Genomic DNA, 25756 nt, shown 5'->3' with positions numbered 1-25756 from the left:
TGCTCAACGACATCATGCAAATCGACGCACATCAGCATTACTGGAACCCGGAGCGCGGCGACTACGGCTGGCTCACGCCCGATCTCGCCCCCCTCTATCGCACGTTCGGTCCCGCCGATCTCGCGCCGCTGCGCGAAAAGGCGGGAGTCGCGCGGACGGTGGTCGTGCAGGCCGCGCCGACAGTCGAAGAAACGCGCTATCTGCTCGAACTCGCGCGCAACGAGGCATCGATTGCGGGCGTCGTCGGGTGGGTGCCGATGCTCGACGCCGATGCGCCCGCGCTGATCGAGGCGCTCGCGCGCGAGCCGAAATTCAAGGGCGTGCGGCCGATGCTGCAAGACCTGCCCGACGACAACTGGATCGCGAATCCCGCGCTGAAGCCCGCTGTCGATACGCTGATCGCGAACGATCTCGCCTTCGATGCGCTGATCTTCACGCGCCACGTCGACGCGCTCCAGACGTTCATCGAGCGCTTCAACCCGTTGCGCATCGTCGTCGATCACGGCGCGAAGCCGTCGATCCGCGACGGCAGCGCGGGCTGGCACGCATGGGCCGAAGGCATTACGCGGCTCGCGCAATGGCCGCATGTGCACTGCAAGCTGTCGGGTCTCGCGACGGAAGCTGCGCAAGGCTGGACGGAAGCGACGCTGCGTCCCTATGTCGATCATCTGCTTGCCGCGTTCGGGCCGAAGCGCTTGATGTGGGGCAGCGACTGGCCGGTGCTGAACCTGAACGGCGACTATCTGCTGTGGCACTCGATCGCGACGCTGCTCCTCGCGCAACTCTCCGACGCGGAGCGCGATGCCGTCTTCGGTGGCAACGCCGCTGCGTTTTATCGCCTTTGAATCGGGCCTCTGAATCTCGCTTCTTAATCGGGCCTCTGAATGCGGGCTCTGAACCGCTCGACGACGTGTCCACGATCTTGCCGGTGAGCAGCCGCTGCAATACCCGGTATGACTCAAACGCCAATCCAACGGGAGCCGTAGATGATACAAAGACTGGCCGGCAAGACGGCCTTGATCACCGCCGCGGGGCAAGGCATCGGCCTCGCGACGGCCGAGCTTTTCGCGCGTGAAGGCGCGCGCGTCATCGCGACCGACATCCGCATCGACGCGCTGAAGGACAAACCCGTCGAAGCGCGCAAGCTCGACGTGCTCAACGGCGCGGCGATCAAGGCGCTCGCCGACGAACTCGGCGCGATCGACGTGCTGTTCAATTGCGCGGGCTACGTGCACGCGGGCTCGATTCTCGATGCGAGCGAGGAGGACTGGGACTTCGCCTTCGATCTGAACGCGAAGGCGATGTACCGGATGATCCGCGCGTTTTTGCCCGCGATGCTGGAGAAGGGCGGCGGATCGATCATCAACATGTCGTCGGCGGCTTCGAGCGTGAAGGGCGTGCCGAACCGCTTCGCGTATGGCGCATCGAAAGCGGCCGTGATCGGGCTGACCAAGTCCGTCGCCGCCGATTTCGTCACGCGCGGCATACGCTGCAACGCGATCTGCCCGGGCACGGTACACTCGCCTTCGCTCGAAGCGCGCATCGCGGAACAGGCGAAGGCGCAAGGCGCGACGGTCGAAGCGGTGCACGCGGCGTTCGTCGCGCGCCAGCCGATGGGCCGCGTGGGCAAGCCGGAAGAGATCGCGGCGCTGGCGCTGTATCTGGCGTCGGACGAATCGGCGTTCACGACGGGCCAGGCACATGTGATCGACGGCGGCTGGTCGAACTGAGCCGCGCAGAGTAGGCATCGATGAACCTGAATCACTGAACTGAGGAAACTGCAGCGATGAAATTGCTTCGTTATGGACCGAAAGGCCAGGAAAAGCCGGGCTTGCTGGATGCGCAAGGCAAGATTCGTGATCTGTCGAAAGTGGTCGCCGACATCGACGGCAGCACGCTGACGGATGCCGCGCTTGCGAAACTGCGCGCAGTCGATCCGGCGTCGCTGCCGGTGGTCGAAGGCAATCCGCGCATCGGGCCGTGCGTCGGCAAGATCGGCAAGTTCGTGTGCATCGGCCTGAACTACGCGGACCACGCTGCCGAATCGAATCTGCCCGTGCCGACCGAGCCCGTCGTCTTCAACAAGTGGACGAGCGCGATCGTTGGTCCGAACGACAGCATCGAAATTCCGCGCGGCTCGAAGAAGACCGACTGGGAAGTGGAACTGGGCGTCGTGATCGGCAAGGAAGCGAAGTACGTCGACGAAGCGAATGCGCTTGATTACGTCGCGGGCTATTGCGTGATCAACGACGTGTCCGAGCGCGAATGGCAGATCGAGCGCGCCGGTCAATGGGACAAGGGCAAGGGCTTCGATACGTTTGGCCCGATCGGTCCGTGGGTCGTCACGCGCGACGAAGTGAGCGATCCGCAGAACCTGAAGCTGTGGCTCGAAGTGGATGGTCATCGCTATCAGAACGGCAGCACGAAGACGATGGTGTTCGGCGTCGCGAAGCTGGTGTCGTATCTGTCGCAGTGCATGAGCCTGCAGCCGGGTGACGTGATCTCGACGGGCACGCCGCCGGGCGTCGGCATGGGCGTGAAGCCCGAGCCCGTTTATCTGAAGCCGGGGCAGACGGTGCGGCTCGGCATCGAAGGTCTTGGCGAGCAGCAGCAGAAGACGTATGCGGCGGAGTGATTCGCGCTGAGTCCTGACTCAATGAACGGCGCGTCGCCCGTTCGTTTGTGCATGCAGCGCATTCACGAAGAGAGAAAGCCGTTCGGACACACGATGTCCGGACGGCTTTTTTCTTTTCATTCGCGATGACGTCTTTCGTCCGCGCGCGAGGGTTCGTCTTCCGTGCCGTCGCCGATACGGTTGATCGTGCCCTGGGCGACGGCGATCAGCCGCTCCCTGTCGCCGTCGCTGACGAACACGTTGCACTGACACGTGGCCTGCTGCCTGCCGACGTACACGACTTCCGCCCGCGCCATCAGCACGCCCGTCACTGCGGGCCGCAGATAGTTGATCTTGTACTCGCCCGTTACGACCCTGGGCCCCAGGGCCAGCGCGCCCGCGAAGGTCAGCGCGTTGTCGGCGAGATAGCTGATTACCCCGCCATGCACGAAGCCATGCTGTTGCCGCAATTCATCGCGGATCGGCAGACACAGCGTCAGCTCGTTCGCGCCGACGTACATCAGTTCGGTGCCGAGCAACACGCTGAATGGCTGGGCGTGCAGTGCGCCGCGCGCCCGGTCGAGTAGATCAGTCATCGTCGTTCCTTCGGGCATGGCCCGCGTGGCGATGTCCCCACTCTAGGAAGCATGAATGCGGCGCGTCAAGAGAATTCGAAAAGATTGCGCGGCAATTATTGCGTAATTCGATGTGATACCACGGCATGCCTTTCACAATTCGCACGTACGGGTAATTTTTCCGGCGAACGCTCAAGGCGACGGCCGGCACTGCCGTAAACCCGGATGCACTCCCGTCCTACTCAGCTATTCAGGTGTCTCGATGTTCAGCAAGATCAAGGTCGCATCCGGCCTGCTATGTGTTCTGGCCGCTTTCTGCATTTTCCAGCTGGTGACGGCTGGGCTCGGTTTCTGGTCCATGACGCGCACGCATGACGACGTCGACGATCTGGCGAACGTTGCGCTGCGCCAGGTGAACGCCGTCAACGAGACGACGCAGCATCTGATGGACGCACGCATCAACCTCTCGCGCGCCGGCACGCGGATGGTGCGCGGCGGCGCGGAGCCGACCGACATCGTTCAGCATGCGCGAGAGCAGATCGCTGCCGCAGAGCGCTCGTTCACGGTTTTCATGAACGCGCCGAAACTCAACGATGAAAACAGCGCGCGCGCCGCTGCGCTCAACGAGACGTACCAGAAGCTGCATACGGCGCTTGGCGAACTCGCGCAGTATCTCGACACCAACAACATCCAGGCGTTCCTCGATCAGCCGACGCAAGGCATGCAGGACGCGTATCTGACCGAGCTGCACAACTTCACGCAATTCGGCGATGCGGCGGGTCGTGCGTCGCTCGATTCGATCGACGCGCGCGAGACGATGTTTCGCGTGGTCGGCCTCGTGATTCTCGCGCTGCTGCTGGGCGGCACGATCGGCGTGCACGTGGTGCTGCGCCGTGGCGTCGTCGGGCCGCTCGAAGAAGTGGGCCGCCATTTCGAGCGCATCGCGCAAGGCCGCCTGAACCAGCCGATCGCCGAGCGCGGCACGAACGAAATCGGCCGTCTGTTCTCGGGCCTTTCGCATATGCAGGCGAGCGTCGCACGCACCGTGAAGACCGTGCGCGAAGCGGCCGATTCGATTCACATCGGCGCGGACGAAATCGCGACGGGCAACGCCGATCTGTCGGCGCGCACGGAAAACCAGGCGGCGTCGCTCGAAGAGACGGCATCGAGCATGGAGGAGCTGACGGCGACCGTGCGCCAGAACGCCGAACACGCGCGCGAAGCGAACACGCTCGCCGAGACGGCGCTCGACGCGACCTCGCGCGGCACGGATGTCGTCAACGAGGTCGTGACGAAGATGCACGGCATCGCGCATAGCTCGGACCGCATCGCGGAGATCATCACGGTAATCGACGGGATCGCGTTCCAGACCAACATTCTCGCGTTGAACGCGGCCGTCGAGGCGGCGCGCGCGGGCGAGCAGGGCCGCGGCTTTGCCGTCGTCGCGGGCGAAGTGCGCGGGCTCGCGCAGCGCAGCGCGCAGTCGGCGAAGGAGATCAAGGAGCTGATCAGCGAATCGGTGGCGGAGATTCAGGGCGGATCGGTGCTCGTCGAACGCGCGGGCGAAGCGATGTGCAACGTGTCGGAATCGATCTCGCGCGTCACGCAGATGATGGCTGAGATCAGCGCGTCGTCGCACGAACAGAGCACGGGCATCGAGCAGGTCAATCAGGCCGTCGTGCAGATGGACCAGATGACGCAGCAAAACGCGGCGCTCGTCGAGGAAGCGGCGGCTGCGGCTGCGTCGCTGCATCAGCAGACGCGGCAGTTGAAGGACGCCGTCTCGGCGTTCGAAATTTCCGATGTCGTGTTCACGTCGCAGCGCACGCGTCATGCGATCGCGCCCGGGTTCAGCGAGCCGGTTGGCGCATGAGCGCATGCGTTAGCGCGTAGGGGCCTGGATCGCAGATCGCCTATGACAAAGCCCGCGAAGCGACTTGCTTCGCGGGCTTTTTCTTTGCGGTTCTTCTCGCTCGCAGCCGCTGTGAAAAGCGCCTGTTATGCGGACGGCAATGCGGCGTAAGCGGTGGCGAGGTGATAGGGCGTCGTCGAAGGCATGTCCGCGCGAGCGATCTCGCCCGAGAGCGTCTTGCATTCGACCCAGCCCTGCGCGTGCAGAAAGCGCTGCCGGAAGCGCTCGATCTGCTGCGGCAGCAGTGCGCGTATGGCGGCGTCGCGGTGCACGGCCAGCGCCCGCAGGTATTCCGTCTGCGCCCAGATGCGCTGCGTCGAGTCCTTGATGCCGCCTGCCTCGTCGAGCGCGGCATGCACGCCGCCCGTGGACGCGTCGACGCCCCGTTCGTGCGCGAACATGAACGCGCGCGCCAGTGCTTCGCGCAAGCCCGAATCTGCGAGCACAGCGCCTGCCTGCTGCACGAGCCAGAACCATTCGAACTGATGGCCGGGCTCCAACCGGTTGTCAGCGCTGCCGATGGGCAATTCGGCGATGCAGCCCGTCGGCTTATGCACGAAGGTGCGCGCAATCGCTTCGCCGAGCTTCGCGAGGGCCGTGTCGAACGCGGCGTCCCGCGTGGCGGCGCGCGCCGCGAGCCACGCCTCCGTCAGATGCATCAGCGGGTTTTGCAGCGGCATCTCGCCTTTCGTCGAGAAGTCGGCGGCAAGCGCGGCGTGCAGCAGGCCATCGTCCGCGGCGAAGCGGTCCTCGATCAGCGACGATGCGCGATGCACGACGTCGAGCGCATCGCGGTTACCCGAGCGCGCGCCGTATTCGGCGCATGCGAACACAACGAACGCGTGCGTGTAGAGATCCTTGGTCGTGTCGAGCGGCGCGCCTTGTGCATCGACGCTGTAGAGCCATCCGCCATGCTTGCTGTCCTGAAAGATATGGATCAGCGATTCGAACAGGCGCAGCGCATGCTCCATTTCACCTGCGAGCGCAAACACGAACATCTGGCGCGCGCACGCCATCGCGCGATAGCGAATGACGGGCAGCAGCGTTTGGCCATCGGCTGCGACGGCTTCATACGGCAGGCCGAGCGCCGCGTTGAAGCCGGGCCCTCGCCAGATCGGCAGGATGACGCGCGCGAAGTGATCGCGCAGCGCAGCTGCAAGTTCGGGCGTGGATGCGGGTGCGTTCATGGTGGAGGAATTCGATGAGTGGAGTCGTGGGCGCAATGTCAAGCGCATACGGGGCGCACGCGTGCCGCACGCGCGCTGGGGCTCCAGCATAGCAAACCGCGCGCAACGCTTATCGCGCAAACCGGCCAGTGGGAATGTCATGGCGGCGATGTTGCGTAGGTTTGTAGTCGGGTATGGGACTGGGTAAGGCGGTAAAGCGGCAACTCTCGTCGATCGCTGTGCATGGGACTGGAGTAAGTGCCCTGCATGGGGCTGGAGCAAGTGCTGAAGCACTAACTCCAGCCGACAGCTCTGCATGGTGCTGGAGTAAGTGCTGAAGCACTAACTCCAGCCGACAGGCGAACAACATGATTGGAAATGTCGAGTTGATCTCACGGCTCGTCCTCGCTGCGGTGCCCGGCAGCGTGATCGGCCTCGAGCGCGAGCGGCTTTCGTGGGCCTCGGGGCTGCGCACGCATATGCTCGTGTGCGTCGGCTCGACGCTCATCATGATCGTCTCGGCATTCGGCTTCGCGGATGTGCTCGGCAACGAGCACATCGTGCTCGACCCATCGCGGGTCGCCGCGCAAGTCGTCTCCGGGATCGGCTTCCTCGGCGCGGGTTCGATCCTGCTGCGCGGCTCGATCATCGGCGGGCTGACCACCGCGGCGAGTCTCTGGTCCGTCGCCGCGGTCGGCCTCGCCGTCGGCGGCGGATTGTGTACGGCGTCGATCGCCGCGACGATCATCGTTCTGATCATCCTTGCAGGCGTCAAGCCGATCGAAAAGCGCTTCATCACCGTCAAGCAGCGCCGCCAGTTGACGCTCGTCGTCGGGCGCGGCTCTATGACGTTTCATTCGCTGCACGAAGCGCTGGGTCCGGCGAGCCCGCGCGTCAAGCAGTTCGTGATGCAGCAGAGCGACGACGATCCGCAATTCGACGAAGTGCTGATCACGCTGAATCGCATTTCGGCGACGGAGTACACGGCGATTTGCGGGCAACTGAAGGCGCTGCCGGGCGTAAAGGAGTTTCGCGAAAACGGGAGCCGGCTTGATCGGAGGTGAGTGGGCATCAGCGGAAGCGCGGCTGCGCCGAACGGATCAGCGACGCGCGCCGCTCATGCGCGAAGCCCGTCGCAAAAAGGCCCGCGATCCGTTTCTGTGTCCCCTTTTGCATGAGACAATGCGGGCTCTAAAAACACGCTGACGGCATGTTGTAGCGGCGCCCGACAGGCGACGAACGCTGCCTTTCCCGCTTTCCCTCATGGCAGATTCCGCAGAATCCACGATTTCCCGTCCGGCGCGCGCCCGTTCGCAGAAGCGGCGCGCGTCCGCTGTTTCTCCCGAAACGGAAAACAAGCTCGCGCGGGCGGCGCGCTCGGCGCAGCGTCTCGCGCAGTTGAGCGATGCCGTGCGCGACGACAGCACGCTCGATCTGTTCCCCGACGATACCGCTCGCGCCGAGCAGCACGCGATGAACATCGACGTGCGGCAAGGCACGCTGCAGGGCTTCGAGTTGCCCGATGTCGTGCTGGCGGCGGCGGGCGCGGCGGATGGGGGCGGCTTCGCGGCGGGGCCGGCGGAAGCGAAAGCGGGGCTGCGCGGGACGCGCGCGGCGGCGTCGCCGTCGAAAGAACCGATGCCAGCCGAAGGTCCTCACGCCGGACAGATGCTGATCGAAACGGAAGCGGGCTTGCCTGAATCGACTGCGGCTGAAAGCAGCGCCCCTAGAGGGCGAGCGTCGCGTGCGTCTTCGGCTGAGGGCGATATCGCGGCGCAGACGGCGACGTCGGCGAGCGTTGCGAAGGCGACGGGCGATACGCCGTCGCTGGCGGCGTCGCTGGCGGCGGCGAGCGTGATGCGCAGTGTGGCGGCGCTGCGCCAGGCTTCCGAACCGGTGGCCGATCCTGCCGATCCGAAGGAAAGCGCGAATGCGAGAGCGCCCGGCGGCACGGCGCAGCGCCCCGAGGTTGCGAGCGCCAAAGCCGCGACGGCTGCGCGCGATGTGACGGCACCGGATGCGTCGGCGAAGCCGGGCGGCGGGAGCGGTGCTATCGATGGAAACCGCGCGACAGGCGCAACAGGCGCAACAGGCGCAACAGGCGCAACAGGCGCAACAGGCGCAACAGGCGCGACAGGCGCGACAGGCGCGACAGGCGCGACAGGCGCGACAGGCGCAAACACGACGGACATGGCCACGCAGCCGACCCGCGCCCCATACGTTGCAACGACGTCCCACCATCATGCGCCGCGCGGCACGCCCGAACTGGACCAAGCACGCGCGACCGCCTTCGCCGATACCGTCGATGCCTTGTATGGCGTGATCGCCGACCAGCGTCGCGCCGACAGCGACCACTCGCGGCGCATGAAATGGCTGCTGACGATCGTCGTGTGTGCGCTGCTGATGACGATCGCGATCGGTATCGCGCAGACGTTTCTGCTATTGCGCCTCGCGCATCAGTCGATGGCGCAGGAACAGCGCATCGAGCAGATGATGCTCAACCAGCAGGCCACGCTGGCGACGCTGCTTGACACGGATTCGTCGACGACGAGTCTTCCCGTTAGTGCGCAAGCTCCGGCACCTGCATCGCCGGCTGCCGCGACCGCGCCCGCAAAATCCGCCAATGCGCAGGTTGCGCAAGTCCAACACTCCCAGCAGGCACAGCGGCGCAAGTCAGTGCACGCTCACTAATTATCGACGCTGGCTGCGCGTCGCTGCGCGGCCGGCAATTCCTCCCGTTTCGAAATCGGCGGTGTTCGCGCGAAGGACATGACGGCGTCTTGCCCTAGCCGCCAAGCCGTTGCGGTCTGCACCTGCACCTGCACCCGCACCCGCACCCGCACCCGCATCCGCATCCGCATCCGCATCCGCGTCCGCACCCGCATCCGCACCCGCATCCGCACCCGCATCCGCACCCGCACCCGCACCCGCACCCGCACCCGCACCCGCACCCGCACCCGCACCCGCACCCGCACCCGCACCCGCACCCGCACCCGCACCCGCACCCGCACCCGCACCCGCACCCGCACCCGCACCCGCACAAACGCATCTAACGGTCTACCTCGTACCCACGCCAACAACGCACATCGGATAGTTGCATTCGCACATCGCCATCTTGAAAAAACGGGGGCGGGTCTGCGAGCCCGATTTGATATGCGTGACGCGGCGCAATATCCCCTCAAACTCCCTGCAGCGAAAGATCACGCACAATAAATTGCTGCATTGCACTAGCTTTTGCTAAGGGAAAACCCTATAATTCGTCTCAAGGGAAAACCCTAGATCATCAACAACCGGGAGTCGCCATGAACTATCTTTTCGCGCTGTTCCAAAAGGTTAGCGACCTCTTTGCGTCGCCTCACTTGCCTCTGGATTCGGATTACTCGTACGAAGCACGTCACCGCGAAGCGGAGCGTGTTCGCAAGTCGCAATCAACCCTGTTCGGCATCCGCCTGACCGACTGATCACCGATCGGCCAGCCGTCGAACGAAACGACGTTGCACTGCGCATGTCGCCGCCATCCAGAAGCGGCGAAACTCATAAGAACCCGGCCAAGCCGGGTTTTTTGTTTTTGCGCTTCATGCCGCGAGCTGCAATAGCCCAGTCCCGAAGCCAGGCCGGTTCGACGTTGCACGCGACGTCGCAATGCGTCGTCCACCATTTCGGGGCCGAAATGAATGTAACGGGCGATTCGCCCGAGGCCAGCCACGAAAGACATCGAAAGCGCGTTCAGCCTTGTGAAATCAGGGCTTGTCGGCCGCAAGCCCAACTCGTTGATGCGTCCCACTTTTGAAATGTGCGCTTACAAGTGCTCACGTTTATGAAAGGTCTGCGCCGCTAGAGTGGTTCTCAAGCGAACGGCACGAATCTCAAACCAGTCCGGTCGATTCAGCCGTCGCTCGCAACGAAACTCGATAGGGAGAATAGTCATGAAGGCCTTGAACAAGACATCGCGTTCGATCGTCGCGGCAGTGCTTGCCGGTGGCGCATTGCTCGGCGCCACCAGCGCCTTTGCGCAGCACGCGCCCGTCTACGGGCAGCCGCACATGATGCCGGTGGGCGTGCAGATCAACACCGGCTGGCACGGCGACCGCTACTGGGACGGCCACCGCTACTGGGCGCACGACGACTGGATGCGTCGTCACCCGCATGACCGTGATCCGTACCACCATCGCGATTACGGCCACCGTCCGCCGCCGCGTTACTACTAACGCGTCGACGACGTCAGCCTGACGGCATCGGTTGGAGATGCCGCCGGGGCGAAAACAGGGCCGGCCGCTCGCAGGAGCGCGCCGGCCCTGTCCTATCCGGCGTCGGAAAAACGCATGCTGCGCTATGCTTGCGTGCTTTGATCAGCGGCACGGTATCAGCAAGGGGAATAAGGATTGAGCAAGCCAGTCTTAGGCGTGGTGGGAACGGGATTGATGGGCGTCGGCATCGCGACGCAGAGCGCGCTGCACGGACACCGGACGATCGTCAACGACGTCGATCCCGCGCGGCTCGCCAGCGTTGCGCCTAAGGCACAAGCGGTGCTCGACGAACTGATCGACGCCGGCCGTATCGATCAGCAGGCGAAAGCCGTGGCGCTTGCGAACATCGAAACGAGCGCGTCGCTCGAAATAATGGCCGATGCGCAATTCGTGATCGAAGCGATTCCCGAAGTGCTCGAACTGAAGCATCGGCTTTACGTTGCGCTGACGGACATCCTGCGCGACGACGCGATCCTCGCGAGCAACACGAGCGGCTTTCCGCCTGATCAGCTGTCGGTGCCGCTGCGCGCGAAGGAACGCTTTCTGATCGCGCACTACTGGAATCCGCCGCATATGATCCCCCTCGTCGAAGTGGTGCCGGGCAGCGATACGTCGCAAGACGTCATCGATGCGACTGTCGCGCTGATGAACGCGACGGGCATGGAGCCCGTCGTGCTCTCGAAAGCGATTCCGGGCTTCGTCGGCAACCGTCTGCAGTTTGCGGTGTTGCGCGAAGCGCTGAACATCGTGCGCTCGGGCGCCGCGACACCCGAAGTCGTCGACCGCGTGATGAAGGCGTCGCTGGGCAAGCGCTGGGGCATCGTCGGGCCATTCGAAGGCGCGGATATGGGCGGCCTCGATACGTTCGTCGATATCGCCAGCCATCTGATGCCGGCGCTTGCCAAGGACGAAGACGTGCTCGATCTGCTGCGCGAGCAGGTGCGGGCGGGGCGCGTCGGCGTGCGCAGTGGCGCGGGCTTTTACGACTGGGACGACGCGCACGCAGCAAAGGTGAAAGCGGGACGCAGGCGCGTGATCGAGTCGAACGGACAGAAGCACGGATAACGCTGAGCGGCGCCGCCGCGCATCGCCAAGCAGACGCAAGCGAGGCAAACGCAAGCGAGCCAGACGCAAGCCAGCCAGACGCAAGCCAGCCAGACGCAAGCGAACCAGTCGCAAGCGAACCAGTCGCAAGCGAACCAGACCGAATCGAACGATACGGAAGCAAAAAAGGAAGCGACATCATGTCGGACGTCTATTTCTACGACCCCGCCGCCGGCCACGGCCTGCCTCACGATCCGTTCAAGGCGATCGTCGCGCCCCGCCTGATCGGCTGGGTCTCGACACGGGCGGCAAGCGGCCAGTTGAATCTCGCGCCGTACAGTTTCTTCGGCGCGTTCGCGACCTTTCCGTCGATCATCGGTTTTTGCAGCGAGGGCCGCAAAGACAGCATCCGCAATATCGAAGAGACGCGCGAATTCGTCTGGAATCTCGCGACGCGTCCGCTCGCCGAGAAGATGAACCGCACGTCGGCGCCCGTTGCGCCCGACGTCGACGAATTTCGGCTTTCGGGCCTCACGCCCGCGCCGGGACGCAATGTGTCGGTGCCGCACGTCGGCGAATCGCCGGCGGCGCTCGAATGCAAGCTGCTGCAAGTCGTCCAGTTGCACGACCTGAGCGGCAAGCCGATGGACAATTGGCTCGCGCTCGGCCAGGTGGTCGGCGTGCATATCCGAAGCGAGTATCTAAAAGACGGCCTGTTCGACACGCACGCCGCGCAGCCGATCATGCGCGCGGGCTATCGCGCCGACTACGCGCAGATCGGGGACATGTTCCAGATGATCCGTCCGACGTCCTGACGATTCCCGCTGCAAGTCATCGCGACGAACGCCATGTTCGCAGCAGCAGCGCATTCGTCACGACGCTGACGCTCGAAAACGCCATCGCCGCGCCCGCGATCATCGGATTCAGCAGCCCGAACGCCGCGAGCGGAATACCGATCAGGTTGTAGACGAACGCCCAGAACAGGTTCTGCCGGATCTTGCGCCACGTGCGCCGAGAGATGTCGATCGCATCGGCGACGAGCGCGGGGTCGCCGCGCATCAGCGTGATGCCCGCCGCGCGCATCGCGACGTCGGTGCCCGTCGCCATCGCAATGCCGATGTCGGCGGCGGCGAGCGCGGGCGCATCGTTGATGCCGTCGCCCGCCATCGCGACGACGCTCGACGTGCGGATCTTCAGGTCGTGCACGACGCGCGCCTTGTCGGACGGCAGCACCTGCGCGTGCACCTCGTCGATGCCGAGCGCGGCCGCGACGCTCTTCGCGCTGCCTTCGTTGTCGCCCGTCACGAGCGCGCTCGTCACGCCCATCCGCGACAGGCGCTCGACGGCGGCGCGCGCGCCGGGCTTCAGCGTGTCGCCGAATGCGATTAGCGCGAGGACTTCTGTCGGTGCGTCCGCGTTGCCGCGCTTCATCAGCCACGAGACCGTGTTGCCTTGCGCTTCGAGTTCGTGCGCCCGCCCGGCGAGCGCGGGCGGCAGCGCGGCATCCCGTTCGCGCAGCCAGCGGCTGCTGCCGATCGCGACCGTTTCTCCGCCGATGTCCGCTTCCACGCCGCGCCCCGCGACGGCGCGCGCCTCGCCTGACGCGGGCAGCGCGTTGGCGCTGGCGAACGCTTCCGGCTCTGCGTCAAAGGCCTTCACAACCGCCTTTGCAAGCGGATGATCGCTATGCCGCTGCACGGCGGCCGCCAGCGCGAGCGCATCCGCACGGTCGATGCCCGGCGCCGCGTCGAAAGCCGTCACCGACGGCTGGCCGACCGTCAGCGTCCCCGTCTTGTCGAACGCGACCACGCGGATCTGATGCGCGATTTCGAGCGCCTGCGCATCCTTGATCAGCACGCCGTGACGCGCGGCGACGCCCGTGCCCGCCATGATGGCCGTCGGCGTCGCGAGACCGAGCGCGCACGGACACGCGATCACCAGCACCGCGACCGCGTTCAGAATGGCCGATTCCGCATCGTGCCCGGTGAGAAGCCAGCCCGTCAGCGTGACGAGCGCGATCGCGAGAATCGCCGGCACGAAGATTTCGCTGACGCGATCGACGAGCCGTTGAATCGGCGCCTTCTCGGCCTGCGCGGTTTCGACGAGCCGGATGATCCGCGCAAGCGTCGTCTCCGCGCCGATGGCCGTCGTCGTCACCGTGATCGCGCCTTCGCCGTTGATCGAGCCCGCCGTCACGCGGTCGTCCGGCTGCTTCGGCACGGGCAGGCTTTCGCCCGTGATCAGCGATTCGTCGATATGCGTGCGGCCTTGCAGCACGGCGCCGTCGACGGGCACGCGCTCGCCCGGCCGCACCGCGACGATCATGCCGACGCGCACCTGCGCGAGCGGCACCTCGTGCTCCTGCATGCCGACGACGATGCGCGCGCGATCGGGCCGCAGCGCGTTGAGCGCACGGATCGCGTCGGTCGTCTGGCGCTTCGCGCGCGCTTCGAGCCACTTGCCGAAGCGCACCAGCGTAATGACGACGGCCGACGCCTCGAAGTAGAGATGCATCGTGTCGCCGGGATGGAGCGCCATCTGATAGACGCTCACGCCATACGCCGCCGACGTGCCGAGCGCGACCAGCAGATCCATGTTGCCCGAGCCGGCGCGCACGGCCTTCCACGCGGCGCGGTAGAAGCGCGCGCCGAACGCGAACTGGACGACGCTGGCGAGCGCGAGCTGCAGCGAAGCGGGCAGCATCGCGTCAAGGCCGAGCGGTTCCGCGACCATCGGGACGATGAGCGGCAGCGTCAGCAGCGCGCAGAGCACGACGGCGCCCAGTTCGCGGCGCACGGCCTGACGCGCGATGGCGTCCTTGTCGCGACGGGCGGGCGCGGTGCCGGCGTCGATGGCATCGGTCGCGAGGGGCGTCGCCTGATAGCCGGCTTTCGTGACAGCCGCAATCAGCTGGTCGATGCCGACCGCGCCGTTGATCGTGACGGCGGCCTTTTCTGTCGCGAGATTGACGGACGCGGACGCGACGCCCGGTACCTTCGCGAGCGCCTTTTCGACGCGCAGCGCGCACGCCGAGCAGGTCATGCCGCCGATCGCCAGTTCCGCGCTCGCGGCGGTGGCATCGCTCGCGGACAACGACGCTGCTTCGTCCACGGGCTGCGCGTCGTAGCCCGCCTTGCGTACGGCAGCGATGAGGGCAGCGACGAGGGTATCGACGGCAACGGAGGCGTCGGCCTCGACGCTGGCCTTTTCCGTTGCCAGATTCACCGACGCGCCCGAGACGCCCGGCACTTTCGCGAGCGCCTTCTCGACGCGCAGCGCGCACGACGCGCAGGTCATGCCGCGGATGTCGAGTTCGGCGGTTTTCACGTCGACGTGGGAAGTGCCGGCGGCGCGCGGCGTGGCGAGATCGGTCATGGCGGCGAGGCTCCAGTTACGGCACATAAGGTCTATTGGAGCCAGTATCGACCTTCCCATGATGGGAAGGTCAAGGACGGTCGAGAATCGGTTATTGCGACGTGGTCAGTCGAGGTCGGGCGGCGCGGCCAGCATCGCGTCCGCGACGGCGCGCTGCTCGTCGCTGTTGCGCTCGTTCAGCGCCGAGGCGGCGCCGCGCCGGTCGGCGGAAGCCTTGTTCTGGCTCAGCTTCCATTTGCCCGTCAGCTTCGTGACCTCGATCTCGATGCCGACGATCGCGCCCAGCATCTGCGAGATGTAGTCGGCGGGCGCGTCGCCCATTTTCCACGGCACCGGCTCGCCCGCTTCCATCTTGCGCGTGAGCCGCGCGACGAGGCCGCGCACGAACGCTTCGTCGTCGCGCACCACGATCGGGCCGTGCGCATGGACGACCATGTAGTTGTACGTCGGCACCTGACGATGCGTTTCGTGCTTGCTCGGATACCACGTCGGCGAAATGTACGCGGTCGGTCCCTGAAAAATCACGAGTGCATCAGGCCGTTCGGCCACTTCCTGCCAGACGGGATTCGCTCGCGCGACGTGCGCGCGCAACGTGCCATGCGGGCCTTTGCCGGCGTCGAATTCGAACGGCACGTGGTTTGCGTCGAGCCCGTTCGGGCCAACGGTGACGAGCGATCCGAGCGGATAGTCGGCGATCAGCCTGTAGAGAACTTCCAGACGGTTCTCTTCGAAATGGGCGGGAATGTACATAACTCGGCTCCGGGTAAAAGGCGGCGACGACGATGCTCAGAAGTGCGCTTAAAAGCGCGCTCAAAACCGCAACCGTATCTCAAAATGCAAGGCAATGTTCACGTTCGTGCCTTATTGCTTGCCGCCGCGCCGCGGATAAGATAAAACCCGATCTCAGAAAAGCAATGTCAGGACAATGCGACGGGTTGACGCGAGCGGGGGCTCGGCGGACCAGTCGGTCCTGGCCCGAGAGATCCATCCAGGACTGCGGTTCATCGAATGATAAAAAATCGCCGAGAACAATTTCCGTTCCATCTGGCCTGCGCGGCGCTCGCAGGCGTTGCATTCCTTGCCGGCTGCTCGTCGACTCCCACCGTGGCGCCCAAACCCACTGGATGGATCAAGGACGAGGTTGCCGATTCCTACGTTTTTGCGTATCCGCTCGTGCTGATGGGCGCGGCCCGCGATGCCGCCGTCGGCACGGGCCCGGGCCAAGCGCCCATCAACACGGTGCGTCACGCGACGGCGCTGCCGCCTGTCGGCGCGCACAATCCGCCGACGCCCGGCATCGACACGCTCGACTCGACCGCATGGCTCGACGTCGGCGACGAGCCGGTGATCGTGTCGCTGCCCGCGTCGCCGGGGCGTTACGTCGATGCGCGCGCGCTCGACATGTGGACCATCGTATTGTGGTCGACGACGGCTTCGCAGGGCGCTTCGCGCGCGACGGGCATCAAGGCGCAGACGGTCGCGTTCGCGAAACCGGACTGGAAGGGCGATCTGCCGAAGGGCGTGAAGCGCATCGACGCGCCGACCCGCAATGTCTGGTTCGACGTGCGCATCCAGACCAACGGCGCGCACGACCTGACAGCAGTGCGCAAGGTGCAGCGCGGCATTCGCGTGGCGCCGCTGAGCATCTATACGGGTGACGCGTCCGCGGCTTCTGTCGCGCCGCGCAGCCTGTCCGCCGAGATGGGCGCGTCGGGCTCGCCCGCCGACCAGGTCGCCGCGCTCGACGCGAAAGGCTTCTTCGATCGCGTGGCGCAACTGCTGCCCGACAATCCGCCTTCGCCCGCTGATCCGCATGCGCTCAAATTTCTCGCGGACCTCGGCGTGCAACCGGACGACCCTGTCGAGTTGCCGTCGTCGGCGACCGATGCGATCGTGGGCGGTCTCGCGGACGGCCATGCGCGCGTCGCGACGGCGCCGACCAACATGCTGATGGGCAACGGCTGGAGCTGGTTCGGCGATGGCGTCGGCAACTACGGTCCCGACTATGCGTTGCGCGCGTATGCCGCTTATGCGCAGCCGGGCATCGGTACAAAGGACGACGAAGTGCGCGCAAGCGTGTCGCTCGATAGCGACGGCCACGTGCTGAACGGCGCGAACCGCTACGTGATGCACTTCGCGCCGAGGCAGGTGCCGCCCGTGCGCGGCTTCTGGTCGGTCACGGCCTACGCGAAGGACGGCGCGCTCGGCGAAAGCGCGCCCGCGCATGCGGCCGTCGGCGACAAGGCGGGCGTGCGGCGCAATCGCGACGGCTCGATCGACGTGACGGTGTCGTCGGTGCGGCAGCGCAAGGCGGCGAACTGGCTGCCCGCGCCGCGCGGCGATTTCCAGCTCGTGCTGCGTCTCTATGCGCCGAAGCCGGAAGCGAGCGATGGCACCTGGGCGCCGCCCGCTGTCGTGCGTCAATAGCGAAACGCGTGTCGGTCGCATGACGGCAGCGATTGCGGATAGGGCCGGAGTACGGCACTGAAGCAGCGACTCTGGCCAACCGCCCTGCATGGGGCAGGAGCAAGTGCTGAAGCACTTGCTCCTGCCGACAGATGAAGCGCCAATTCTGGCCGACCGCCCTGCGTGGGGCAGGAATAAGTGCTGAAGCACTAACTCCTGCCGACAGCTAAAGCGACAACTCGGGACGACACGAACACGGTCGTTAGACGGGCATCCGCAGCCTTACACTTTCTCACCTTTATTTGCCTGCAACGGTCGGCATTCCCATGACATTTGATGGTTTGCCCGAAGTACACGACGTATACTTTGGGCAAGCTGAATCTTCGTCACAGCGGCGAGCTTTGCGCCGCACTACCCGCGACCGAGCATGGCAAGCCCCACCAAAGCAACACTCATTTCTTCCATCCAGACAGTCCGCGAAGTCGCGCAAGGTCGACGCGCCCGGCGCATCGTACTCATCCTGTTCATCGTAGTGGCCGTATTCGGCCTGCTCGGCTTTTTCGCCGCGCCGCCGCTGATTCGCCACATCGCCGAACAGCAACTCAGCGAACAACTGGACCGGCCCGCCACCATCGGCCACATCGCGCTCAATCCGTACACGCTCAACTTCGAAGCAGACCGCGTGCATATCGGCGAGCGTGGCGGCAAGGGCGATTTCGTCGACATCGAACGGCTGATCGTGCGCACTTCGTGGAGCTCGATTTTCCGGCTCGCGCCCATCGTCGACGAAGTGCATCTGGACTCGCCGCGCTTCACGATCGTCCGCTACGACGCGCAGCGCTTCAACTTCAGCGACCTGATAGAGAAGTTCGCGAAGCAGCCGTCCAAGCCCGAGAGCAAGCCCGCGCAGTTCTCGGTTTCGAACATTCGGATCGAGAACGGCAAGATCACCTTCGACGACCGCCTGCTCGGCGTCACGCACGTCATCGATCAATGGAAGCTTGGCATTCCGTTCATCGCGACGCTGCCTTCGAAAACCGATATCTTCGTCGAGCCGTTGCTGCGCGCGCGCATCGACGGCAGCCCGCTTGCCATCGACGGCCGCACGAAGCCGTTCGCGAAGTCGCGCGAGTCCGAAGTGTCGTTGCGCTTCCAGGGGCTCGACGTGCCGAAGCTGCTGTCCTATTCGCCGGCGAAGCTGCCCGTCACGGTGAAGGCGGGCAAGCTGTCGAGCGATCTGAAGGTCAACTTCGTGATGGCTGGCGATGCGCCCACACTCCGCATCACGGGCACGACCGATCTCGCCGACATCGACGTGCTCGACGAGCACAAGGCGCCGTTCTTCGCGGCGCGCTCGCTGCATGTGGCGGCGGCGACGCTCGAACCGCTCAAAAGCGTCTATCACTTCGACGATATCCGTCTCGATGCGCCCGACGTGCATCTCGCGCGCGACAAGAACGGTATCCTGAGCGTCCAGCACACGTTCGCTCCAGCGCCAGCAGCCGGCGCGCCGAATAAGGCCGCGAGCGCGCCCGCAACCGCATCCGCACCCGCACCCGCATCCGGCACGCAGGCGAGGCCGGATGCAGCAAAGGCCGCGCCGCCCATCGACTTGCAGATCAAGCGCTTCGCGCTCACCAACGGCACTGTCGACGTGCAGGACGAAGCGGCGTCGCGGCCCGTGTCGGCAGGGCTGACCGATCTCGCCGCGTCGCTCGACGACTTCTCGACGCTCGGCAAGACGCCGGCGCGCTACAGCGTCAACAGTGGCCTCAAGAACCAGCCGAAGAGCGCGCTTGCTATGACGGGCAATCTGACGCTCGCCACGAAGACGGCCGATGCGAAGGTCGATCTGAAGTCGGTGTCGCTGCCCGTCGCGCAGCCGTATCTCGACGCGCTGACGGCGGCGAAACTGGTCGACGGAACGCTCAGCGTGCAGACGAACCTGACGGCGAACTGGTCGAAAGAGCCCATTGACCTGCAGATCGGCGAAAGCCAGATCGGTCTGCAATCGGTCAAGGTGGCGGCGGCGGGCGACAAGCAGCCGGCCATCGCGATCGCGAACGGCAAGGCGCGCGTGAAGCACGTGGACCTGCCGGGCCGCAAGGCCGAGATCGACGGCGTGGACCTGACGGGCCTGTCCGTCGATGCGCAGCGCCTGAAGGACGGCACGATCGATCTCGCGGCGCTCGCCGGCCCGCCGCACGAAGAGGTGCACGAGCGCACCGTGATTCACGCGGCGAAGAAGGCGTCGCAAGAAGGGCCGGCCTGGCGTTACAGCATCGGCGAGCTGAATCTGAAGAACTCGTCGGCCACGTTCACCGACAACGCGACCGCGCGTCCCGTCAAAGTCGTCGTGACGCCGCTGCAACTGAAAGTGCAGAAGATCAGCGAGGACATGAGCCACGCGCTGCCCGTCGAGCTTCAGGCGACGGTGAACGGCAAGGGCACGCTCGGCGTGACGGGCGACGTGACGGCGGCGCCGCTCAAGCTCGGGCTGAAGATCAACGCGAACCGGCTCGATGCCGCTGCGTTCGAGCCGTACTTCGGCAGCAAGCTGAACGCGACCATCGCGAGCGCGCTGCTCAACGCGACGGGCGAAGTGACGATGGCGCAGGAAGAGAAGTCGAAGGGCGTGCGCGCGACGTATCACGGCGACGCGGCGCTCGTCGACGTGCGGATGATCGACAAGGCGACGTCCGACCCGTTCGCGGGCTGGCGCTCGCTTGCACTCACGGGCCTGAAGGCGAACTACGACGCGCGCGGGACGGATGTCGATGCGGACAAGGTCACGTTCACGAACTTCTACGGCCGCGTGCTGCTCGATGCGCGGGGCAAGCTGAATCTGAAGGACGTGGTCGCGCAGCAGCCGGGCGAGCCGCAATCGCTCACGCGCGAGAAGAACGCCAAGGGCCGTGAGCCGATTCCGCTGAGCCCGCCTGCCGCATCGGAAGCGCGGGTTGCTGCGGCACCGGCTGCGGCGCCGTCCGCTGCGTCGGCGGCTGCACCCGTTGTGGCATCGGCTGCTGCACCGGCTGCGGCTTCGGCTGCCTCCAGCGCGGCCGTGACGGTGACTGGGACGCCGCAAAACCCGGTGCGCCTGCACTTCGGCCAGCTCGTCTTGCAGAACGGCCGCGTCAACTACACCGACAACTTCGTCAAGCCGAACTACTCGGCGAACCTGGTCGCGATTCACGGGACGGTCGGCGCGTTCGGCACGGACTCGAAGCAGCCGGCGCCCGTCGATGTGTCTGCGAAGCTCGCGGCCAACGGACCGATCACGATCCGCGGCTCGGTCAATCCGCTGATCGCGAAGCCGTCGCTCGATCTGACAGCGACGGCGCACGACATCGAACTGACCAACCTCACGCCGTACTCGGCGAAGTACGCGGGTTATCCCATCACGAAGGGCAAGCTGAACGTCGATCTCCACTATCAGCTCGCGAATGATCAACTGACGGCGAACAACCACATCTTCATCGACCAGCTGACATTCGGCGATCACGTCGACAACGACACGGCGACCAAGCTCCCCGTGCGGCTTGCAATCTCGCTGCTGAAGAACTCGCGCGGCGAGATCGACGTGAATATTCCCGTCTCGGGTTCGCTGAACAATCCAGAGTTCAGCATCGGCGGGCTGATCTGGCATGCCGTGCTGAACCTGCTGCAAAAGGCCGTGACGGCGCCGTTCTCGCTGCTCGCGCACGCGTTCGGAGGCAATGGCGAGGAACTCGGGTATGTCGAGTTCGATGCCGGGTCAGCGGTGCTTTCCGACGCGTCGCGGAAGAAGCTCGACACGATCGTAAAGGCGCTCGCCGACAAGCCGTCGGTGCGCATCGAGATCATCGGGCGCGTCGATCCCGCCGTCGATCAGCCCGGACTGCGCACCGCGTATGTCGATCGGCTCGTGCGTCAGCAGAAGATCAAGGATGTCGTGGGCAATGGCGAGAGCGTCGACCCGATGAGCGTCAAGGTCGATGACAAGGAATACGACAAGTATCTGACGAAGGCCTACAAGGATGCCGACTTCAAGAAGCCGCGCAATTTCGTGGGCCTGACGAAAACGCTGCCCGACGATGAAATGAAGGCCGCGCTCGCCGAGCATGCACCCGTGACGGATGCGAGCTTGCGCGATCTCGCGCAGCGGCGTGCGCAGGCGGTGCAACAGTACTTGGAAGGCAAGATCGACAGCAGCCGCGTGTTCATCGTTGCGCCGAAGCTCGATGCGTCGGGGATCAGCGACAAGGGCGCGACGACGCGTGTCGATTTCGGCCTGAAATAAGCGTCGGCGCTGTGATGTGCCGATGGCGTCGCCGGTCGTGTGCAGGCGGCGCTTCGCGAGCGCGCGGCTAGCGGTTAGCGGTTAGCGATGCACACGCATACACGAAGCGCACGCGCTCGCACTCACACGAAGCGCCCGCCCAACCCAGCGTCGCGTCAGGCGGCGCGCGTCGGCGCCGCCGGCGTCTTGAGCGCCGTCTGCTCGATCACGCGCGCGAGCGTATCGAACGCGGGGCGGATGCCGTCGTTCGGCACGCACGCATAGCCGAGCAGCAGACCGCGTCGCTCGGGCGTCTCGCTGTTGTAGTACGACGCGAGCGGGCGCACGATCACGCCGGCGTCGTACGAAGCCGCCGTCACTTCGCGGTCGTCCGCGTGATCGGGCAGGCCGAGCACCAGATGCAGCCCCGCTTCGTCGCCCATCACGGGCAGCGTGTCGCCGAAGCGCGCGGTGATCGCATCGATCAGAATCTGGCGCCGCTCGCCGTACAGCGCCCGCATGCGCCGCACGTGCGAAGTCAAATAACCGTCCATGATGAACTCGGTCAGCACGGCCTGTTGCATTAGCTGACCTTCGCGATACAGCTCGGCGAGGCCCGTGCGAAACCTGTCGACGAGGTGTTCCGGCGCGATCATGAAGCCGATCCGCAAGCCCGGAAACAGCATCTTCCCCAGACTGCCGACGTAGATCACCTGGCCCGCGTCGTCGAGTCCTTGCAGCGAGGCGAGCGGCCGGCTGCCGTAGCGGAACTCGCTGTCGTAATCGTCTTCGATGATCCACACGCCGTGCTGGCGCGCGTATTCGAGCAGCGTGCGGCGGCGCGCGAGGCTCATCACCATGCCGAGCGGATACTGATGCGATGGCGTGACGAGCGCGATGCGCGGCGGCGACTTCAAATCGGGCTCGCGCGGATTGAGCCCTTCGTCGTCGACGGGCACGGGCACGAGCGTCAGCCCCGACGCTTGCAGCACGCTGCGCGCGCCCCAATAGCACGGCTCCTCGACCCACGCGCGGTCGCCGACGTCCGTCAGCAGCCGCACGGCGAGATCGATCGACTGATGGATGCCCGTCGTGATGATGATCTGATCAGGCGTGCACTTCGCCGAGCGCGCGACCCGCAGATAGTCCGACAATGCCCGCCGCAGCGGACGATAGCCGCCGCCCGGCGCGTAAGTCAGCAGATCGGGGTTCGCCTGCTTCCACAGCTTCGACTGCAGGCGGCTCCATGTGCGCGCGGGGAATTCGGAGACATCCGGCACGCCCGGCATGAACGCGCCCCATTGCCGCGCCGATACGCCCGCCTTGCTGATGAGTTGCGAGCCGCGCATCGACAGGCCGCCGTGCGCCGGTGCGCCGGATTCCGGTGGCGCCGTGACCGTGACGACTCCAACCGGGCCACTTGCCGCGCGTGGCGCCTTGCGCGCGTTGACGGCGGTCGTATCCGGACGCGTGTCGGCGACATAGGTGCCGCTGCCCGTCGTCGAGATCACATAGCCTTCGGCTGTGAGCTGGTCGTAGACGTGCAGCACCGTGTTGCGCGCGATGCCGAGATCGCCGGCGAGCGTGCGCGAGCTGGGCAGCTTCGCGCCGGGCGGCAACTGGCCCGTCAGAATGGCCTGCTGCATCAGCCCGAGCACTTGCCGGTAGACGGGTTCGGCGGCCGTTCGGTCGAGCCGCGCGGCGAGCCAGTCCGACAGGATCACAGTGTCCAAGTGGTTCTATCCGGAATTATGAAATGGTTCCCTATTGTAGAACCGTGAGCGGCTATAGTGGATCACGCAATCGATGCGATTCTGCGCGATGAGTGGAACCATCTGGGTAGAAACCCGTACGTGCGACGGCAGGACATGGAGACGGACACGATGAGAACCGAAGACGTAATCGTCAGCTTTCGGGGGGTGCGCAAGACCTATGACGGCGAGACGCTCGTCGTCAAGCAACTCGATCTCGACATCTATCAGGGCGAATTCCTGACGCTGCTCGGGCCGTCCGGCTCCGGCAAGACGACCTGCCTGATGATGCTCGCGGGCTTCGAGTTTCCGACGGGCGGCGAGATCTGGCTCGACGGCCAGTTGCTCAACAACGTGCCGCCGCACAAGCGCAACATCGGCATGGTGTTTCAGAACTACGCGCTGTTTCCGCATCTGACCGTCGAGCAGAACGTCGCGTATCCGCTGAGCGTGCGCAAGCTGCCCGCCGACGAACGCGCGCACAAGGTCAACAACGCATTGAAGATGGTGCGCATGGAAGGCTTCGCGAAGCGTTATCCGGCGCAACTGTCGGGCGGCCAGCAGCAGCGCATCGCGCTGGCCCGCGCGCTCGTCTTCGAGCCGAAGCTCGTGCTTATGGACGAACCGCTGGGCGCGCTCGACAAGCAGTTGCGCGAGCACATGCAAATCGAACTCAAGTCGCTGCACGAAAAGCTCGGTGTCACGTTCGTCTACGTGACCCACGATCAGGGCGAAGCATTGACGATGTCCGATCGCGTCGCCGTGTTCGACAAGGGCATCGTGCAGCAGCTCGATACCGTCGATCGCCTCTACGAATCGCCGTGCAACGAGTTCGTCGCGAACTTCATCGGCGACAGCAACCGGCTGCGCGGCACGGTTGCGAATGTCGACGGCGATTACTGCGAGTTTCACCTGATCGACGGCACGCGGCTCGTCGGGCGCAATATCGGTGGCGCGAAGGCGGGCGCGCAAGGCATCGCGTGCATCCGGCCGGAGCGGATGAAGCTCGCGGCGGGCGCGTCGAAGGCGGGCGCGAATGCACTCGCGGGCGAAGCGCGCGGCCTCATCTATTTCGGCGACCACGTGCGCATGCGCTGCCGTCTGCCGGAACAGGACGAGTGCTTCGTGAAGGTGCCGCTCGGCACGGAAGCGCTCGAAGGCTTTGCGCCGGGCGTGCCCGTCGCGCTCGAGTTCGCGCCGGAGCATCTGCGCGTGTTCGCGTGAGCATCAGCATTGACGAAAAAGAGAAGAACGTCCACGTCGTAAGCAACACTCATCACACCATCACACACGGAAGAGGAACCACCATGAAGAAGATCGTGCAATCGCGCTGTGCCGTGGCTGTCGGCGCATTCGTCCTCGCACTCGGCGCGGCGGCGATGAATCAGGCGAACGCGGCGGAACTGACGGTCGTGAACTTCGGCGGCGCGAATGGCGACGCGCAGAAGGCGGCCTTCAATCAGCCGTTCGAAGCGCAAAACGGCGCGAAGGTGACGGCCGTCGAGTACAACGGCGAGCAGGCCAAGGTGAAGGCGATGGTCGAGGCAAAGCACGTGAACTGGGACGTCGTCGAAGTCGAATCGGGCGATCTGGGCCGCGGCTGCGACGAAGGCCTGTATGAAAAGCTCGACTGGTCGAAGCTCGGCAAGAAGTCCGATCTGATTCCCGAGGCACCGCAGACGTGCGGTGTCGGCATCTTCGTGTGGTCGACGGCGATGGCATACAACGCCGACAAGCTGAAGACGGCGCCGGCAAGCTGGGCCGACTTCTGGGACACGAAGAAATTCCCGGGCAAGCGCGGCATGCGCAAGGGCGCGCGCTACAACCTCGAGTTCGCGCTGATGGCCGACGGCGTCGCGCCGAAGGACGTCTACAAGGTGCTCGGGACGAAGGAAGGCCAGGACCGCGCGTTCAAGAAGCTCGACGAACTGAAGCCGAACATCCAGTGGTGGGAAGCGGGCGCGCAGCCGCCGCAATTCCTCGTGGCGGGCGACGTCGTGATGTCGACGGCCTATAACGGCCGCATCGACGCCGCGCAGAAGGAAGGCAAGAACCTGAAGGTCGTGTGGAACGGCAGCATCTACGACCTCGACTACTGGGCGATGCCGAAGGGCACGCCGAACAAGGCGCTCGCCGAGAAGTACATCGCGTACACGATCTCGTCGAAGCCGCAGCAGGAATACGCGAAGCACATCGCGTACGGCCCGGTGAACGAATCGGCCATCAAGTCGCTCGACGCGAAGACGCTCTCGAATCTGCCGAACTCGCCGACCAACGGCAAGAACGCGGTGCTGCAAAACCTCACGTTCTGGACCGATCACGGCGACGAACTGGAGCAGCGCTTCGCGTCGTGGGCGTCGAAGTAAGCATCGGGTGAATGCGATGCGGCTTCTGTTGAAAAAGGC

20 protein-coding genes are annotated in these 25756 nt (G+C 65.2%); 14 read left to right on the top strand and 6 right to left on the bottom strand.

All coding sequences use genetic code 11. The features are described from left to right. The first annotated feature begins 14 nt into the window (after positions 1-14). From AB4Y32_RS17665 to AB4Y32_RS17655, 3 genes are all read left to right on the top strand, one after another. The gene (locus AB4Y32_RS17665; protein ID WP_368722573.1) at positions 15-845 is read left to right on the top strand and encodes an amidohydrolase; all 831 of its coding nucleotides are present in this window, start codon (positions 15-17) and stop codon (positions 843-845) included. A 141-nt stretch (positions 846-986) separates the two neighbouring features. Continuing rightward, a complete protein-coding gene (locus AB4Y32_RS17660; RefSeq protein WP_368722572.1) occupies positions 987-1730 on the top strand; it encodes an SDR family oxidoreductase in 744 nt (247 codons plus the stop codon). Positions 1731-1786: 56 nt separating this feature from the next. Further along, positions 1787-2635, top strand: coding sequence for an ureidoglycolate lyase (locus AB4Y32_RS17655; protein WP_368722571.1), 849 nt, complete (start codon positions 1787-1789; stop codon positions 2633-2635). Positions 2636-2751: 116 nt separating this feature from the next. Here the strand turns inward: AB4Y32_RS17655 and AB4Y32_RS17650 are convergent, their stop codons facing one another. Next, complete coding sequence (locus AB4Y32_RS17650; RefSeq protein WP_368722570.1) at positions 2752-3210, bottom strand: PaaI family thioesterase; 459 nt, start codon at positions 3208-3210, stop codon at positions 2752-2754. Between the two features lie 241 nt (positions 3211-3451). Here AB4Y32_RS17650 and AB4Y32_RS17645 point away from each other — a divergent pair, with 241 nt between their 5' ends. Further along, positions 3452-5062, top strand: coding sequence for a methyl-accepting chemotaxis protein (locus AB4Y32_RS17645; protein WP_368722569.1), 1611 nt, complete (start codon positions 3452-3454; stop codon positions 5060-5062). Between the two features lie 125 nt (positions 5063-5187). On the opposite strand, the gene AB4Y32_RS17640 is transcribed toward AB4Y32_RS17645, so the two are convergent. Next, on the bottom strand, positions 5188-6288 hold the full coding sequence (locus tag AB4Y32_RS17640; protein ID WP_368722568.1) for an AGE family epimerase/isomerase: 1101 nt from the start codon (positions 6286-6288) through the stop codon (positions 5188-5190). A gap of 347 nt (positions 6289-6635) precedes the next feature. On the opposite strand from AB4Y32_RS17640, the gene AB4Y32_RS17635 reads away from it, so the two are divergent. Together AB4Y32_RS17635 and AB4Y32_RS17630 are read left to right on the top strand one after the other, a co-directional pair. Continuing rightward, a complete protein-coding gene (locus AB4Y32_RS17635; RefSeq protein WP_368722567.1) occupies positions 6636-7331 on the top strand; it encodes an MgtC/SapB family protein in 696 nt (231 codons plus the stop codon). Between the two features lie 199 nt (positions 7332-7530). Next, positions 7531-8958: a hypothetical protein gene (locus AB4Y32_RS17630; RefSeq protein ID WP_368722566.1), complete on the top strand. Its 1428-nt coding sequence runs from the start codon at positions 7531-7533 to the stop codon at positions 8956-8958. Here the strand turns inward: AB4Y32_RS17630 and AB4Y32_RS17625 are convergent. Next, positions 8955-9308: a hypothetical protein gene (locus AB4Y32_RS17625; RefSeq protein WP_368722565.1), complete on the bottom strand. Its 354-nt coding sequence runs from the start codon at positions 9306-9308 to the stop codon at positions 8955-8957. The two genes, AB4Y32_RS17630 and AB4Y32_RS17625, sit on opposite strands and share 4 nt — an antisense overlap. A gap of 261 nt (positions 9309-9569) precedes the next feature. Here AB4Y32_RS17625 and AB4Y32_RS17620 point away from each other — a divergent pair, with 261 nt between their 5' ends. The 4 genes from AB4Y32_RS17620 to AB4Y32_RS17605 all read left to right on the top strand — a co-directional run bounded on the left by AB4Y32_RS17620 (position 9570) and on the right by AB4Y32_RS17605 (position 12373). Beyond that, the gene (locus AB4Y32_RS17620; protein WP_012403599.1) at positions 9570-9728 is read left to right on the top strand and encodes a hypothetical protein; all 159 of its coding nucleotides are present in this window, start codon (positions 9570-9572) and stop codon (positions 9726-9728) included. A 465-nt stretch (positions 9729-10193) separates the two neighbouring features. Continuing rightward, positions 10194-10475 carry a hypothetical protein gene (locus AB4Y32_RS17615; protein WP_368722564.1) on the top strand — a complete coding sequence of 94 codons (282 nt, stop codon included), beginning with the start codon at positions 10194-10196 and terminating at the stop codon, positions 10473-10475. Between the two features lie 174 nt (positions 10476-10649). Then, on the top strand, positions 10650-11579 hold the full coding sequence (locus AB4Y32_RS17610; RefSeq protein WP_368722563.1) for a 3-hydroxyacyl-CoA dehydrogenase family protein: 930 nt from the start codon (positions 10650-10652) through the stop codon (positions 11577-11579). A gap of 179 nt (positions 11580-11758) precedes the next feature. Then, positions 11759-12373 (top strand): flavin reductase family protein, encoded by a 615-nt coding sequence (locus tag AB4Y32_RS17605; RefSeq protein WP_368722562.1) that lies wholly within the window; start codon positions 11759-11761, stop codon positions 12371-12373. 16 nt (positions 12374-12389) lie between these two features. On the opposite strand, the gene AB4Y32_RS17600 is transcribed toward AB4Y32_RS17605, so the two are convergent. Together AB4Y32_RS17600 and AB4Y32_RS17595 are read right to left on the bottom strand one after the other, a co-directional pair. Continuing rightward, complete coding sequence (locus AB4Y32_RS17600) at positions 12390-14933, bottom strand: heavy metal translocating P-type ATPase (RefSeq protein WP_368722561.1); 2544 nt, start codon at positions 14931-14933, stop codon at positions 12390-12392. A gap of 105 nt (positions 14934-15038) precedes the next feature. After that, positions 15039-15683: an FMN-binding negative transcriptional regulator gene (locus AB4Y32_RS17595; protein ID WP_368722560.1), complete on the bottom strand. Its 645-nt coding sequence runs from the start codon at positions 15681-15683 to the stop codon at positions 15039-15041. Between the two features lie 258 nt (positions 15684-15941). On the opposite strand from AB4Y32_RS17595, the gene AB4Y32_RS17590 reads away from it, so the two are divergent. Beyond that, a complete protein-coding gene (locus AB4Y32_RS17590; protein WP_368722559.1) occupies positions 15942-17360 on the top strand; it encodes a DUF1254 domain-containing protein in 1419 nt (472 codons plus the stop codon). A 406-nt stretch (positions 17361-17766) separates the two neighbouring features. Beyond that, positions 17767-21621, top strand: a complete 3855-nt coding sequence (locus AB4Y32_RS17585) for a DUF748 domain-containing protein (protein ID WP_368722558.1) — start codon at positions 17767-17769, stop codon at positions 21619-21621. Between the two features lie 155 nt (positions 21622-21776). Here the strand turns inward: AB4Y32_RS17585 and AB4Y32_RS17580 are convergent, their stop codons facing one another. Then, positions 21777-23333, bottom strand: coding sequence for a MocR-like pyridoxine biosynthesis transcription factor PdxR (locus AB4Y32_RS17580; protein WP_368722557.1), 1557 nt, complete (start codon positions 23331-23333; stop codon positions 21777-21779). 150 nt (positions 23334-23483) lie between these two features. Here AB4Y32_RS17580 and AB4Y32_RS17575 point away from each other — a divergent pair, with 150 nt between their 5' ends. Then, positions 23484-24575, top strand: a complete 1092-nt coding sequence (locus AB4Y32_RS17575; RefSeq protein ID WP_368722556.1) for an ABC transporter ATP-binding protein — start codon at positions 23484-23486, stop codon at positions 24573-24575. A gap of 83 nt (positions 24576-24658) precedes the next feature. Beyond that, positions 24659-25717 (top strand): ABC transporter substrate-binding protein, encoded by a 1059-nt coding sequence (locus tag AB4Y32_RS17570; protein ID WP_342931766.1) that lies wholly within the window; start codon positions 24659-24661, stop codon positions 25715-25717. The last annotated feature ends 39 nt before the right edge of the window (positions 25718-25756 follow it).

This window comes from Paraburkholderia phymatum (assembly GCF_040965635.1).
Classification (GTDB): Bacteria; Pseudomonadota; Gammaproteobacteria; order Burkholderiales; family Burkholderiaceae; genus Paraburkholderia; species Paraburkholderia phymatum_B.
This window is presented reverse-complemented; position numbering and strand designations above follow the sequence as displayed.

Bases quoted from the DNA above. Each gene is read 5' to 3' on its own strand.
- AB4Y32_RS17615 (WP_368722564.1), top strand. From the start codon at position 10,194: ATGAAGGCCTTGAACAAGACATCGCGTTCGATCGTCGCGGCAGTGCTT.
- AB4Y32_RS17645 (WP_368722569.1), top strand. From the start codon at position 3,452: ATGTTCAGCAAGATCAAGGTCGCATCCGGCCTGCTATGTGTTCTGGCC.
- AB4Y32_RS17665 (WP_368722573.1), top strand. From the start codon at position 15: ATGCAAATCGACGCACATCAGCATTACTGGAACCCGGAGCGCGGCGAC.
- AB4Y32_RS17630 (WP_368722566.1), top strand. From the start codon at position 7,531: ATGGCAGATTCCGCAGAATCCACGATTTCCCGTCCGGCGCGCGCCCGT.
- AB4Y32_RS17590 (WP_368722559.1), top strand. From the start codon at position 15,942: ATGATAAAAAATCGCCGAGAACAATTTCCGTTCCATCTGGCCTGCGCG.
- AB4Y32_RS17650 (WP_368722570.1), bottom strand. From the start codon at position 3,210: ATGACTGATCTACTCGACCGGGCGCGCGGCGCACTGCACGCCCAGCCA.
- AB4Y32_RS17600 (WP_368722561.1), bottom strand. From the start codon at position 14,933: ATGACCGATCTCGCCACGCCGCGCGCCGCCGGCACTTCCCACGTCGAC.
- AB4Y32_RS17575 (WP_368722556.1), top strand. From the start codon at position 23,484: ATGAGAACCGAAGACGTAATCGTCAGCTTTCGGGGGGTGCGCAAGACC.
- AB4Y32_RS17595 (WP_368722560.1), bottom strand. From the start codon at position 15,683: ATGTACATTCCCGCCCATTTCGAAGAGAACCGTCTGGAAGTTCTCTAC.
- AB4Y32_RS17570 (WP_342931766.1), top strand. From the start codon at position 24,659: ATGAAGAAGATCGTGCAATCGCGCTGTGCCGTGGCTGTCGGCGCATTC.
- AB4Y32_RS17660 (WP_368722572.1), top strand. From the start codon at position 987: ATGATACAAAGACTGGCCGGCAAGACGGCCTTGATCACCGCCGCGGGG.
- AB4Y32_RS17605 (WP_368722562.1), top strand. From the start codon at position 11,759: ATGTCGGACGTCTATTTCTACGACCCCGCCGCCGGCCACGGCCTGCCT.
- AB4Y32_RS17620 (WP_012403599.1), top strand. From the start codon at position 9,570: ATGAACTATCTTTTCGCGCTGTTCCAAAAGGTTAGCGACCTCTTTGCG.
- AB4Y32_RS17585 (WP_368722558.1), top strand. From the start codon at position 17,767: ATGGCAAGCCCCACCAAAGCAACACTCATTTCTTCCATCCAGACAGTC.
- AB4Y32_RS17640 (WP_368722568.1), bottom strand. From the start codon at position 6,288: ATGAACGCACCCGCATCCACGCCCGAACTTGCAGCTGCGCTGCGCGAT.
- AB4Y32_RS17635 (WP_368722567.1), top strand. From the start codon at position 6,636: ATGATTGGAAATGTCGAGTTGATCTCACGGCTCGTCCTCGCTGCGGTG.
- AB4Y32_RS17655 (WP_368722571.1), top strand. From the start codon at position 1,787: ATGAAATTGCTTCGTTATGGACCGAAAGGCCAGGAAAAGCCGGGCTTG.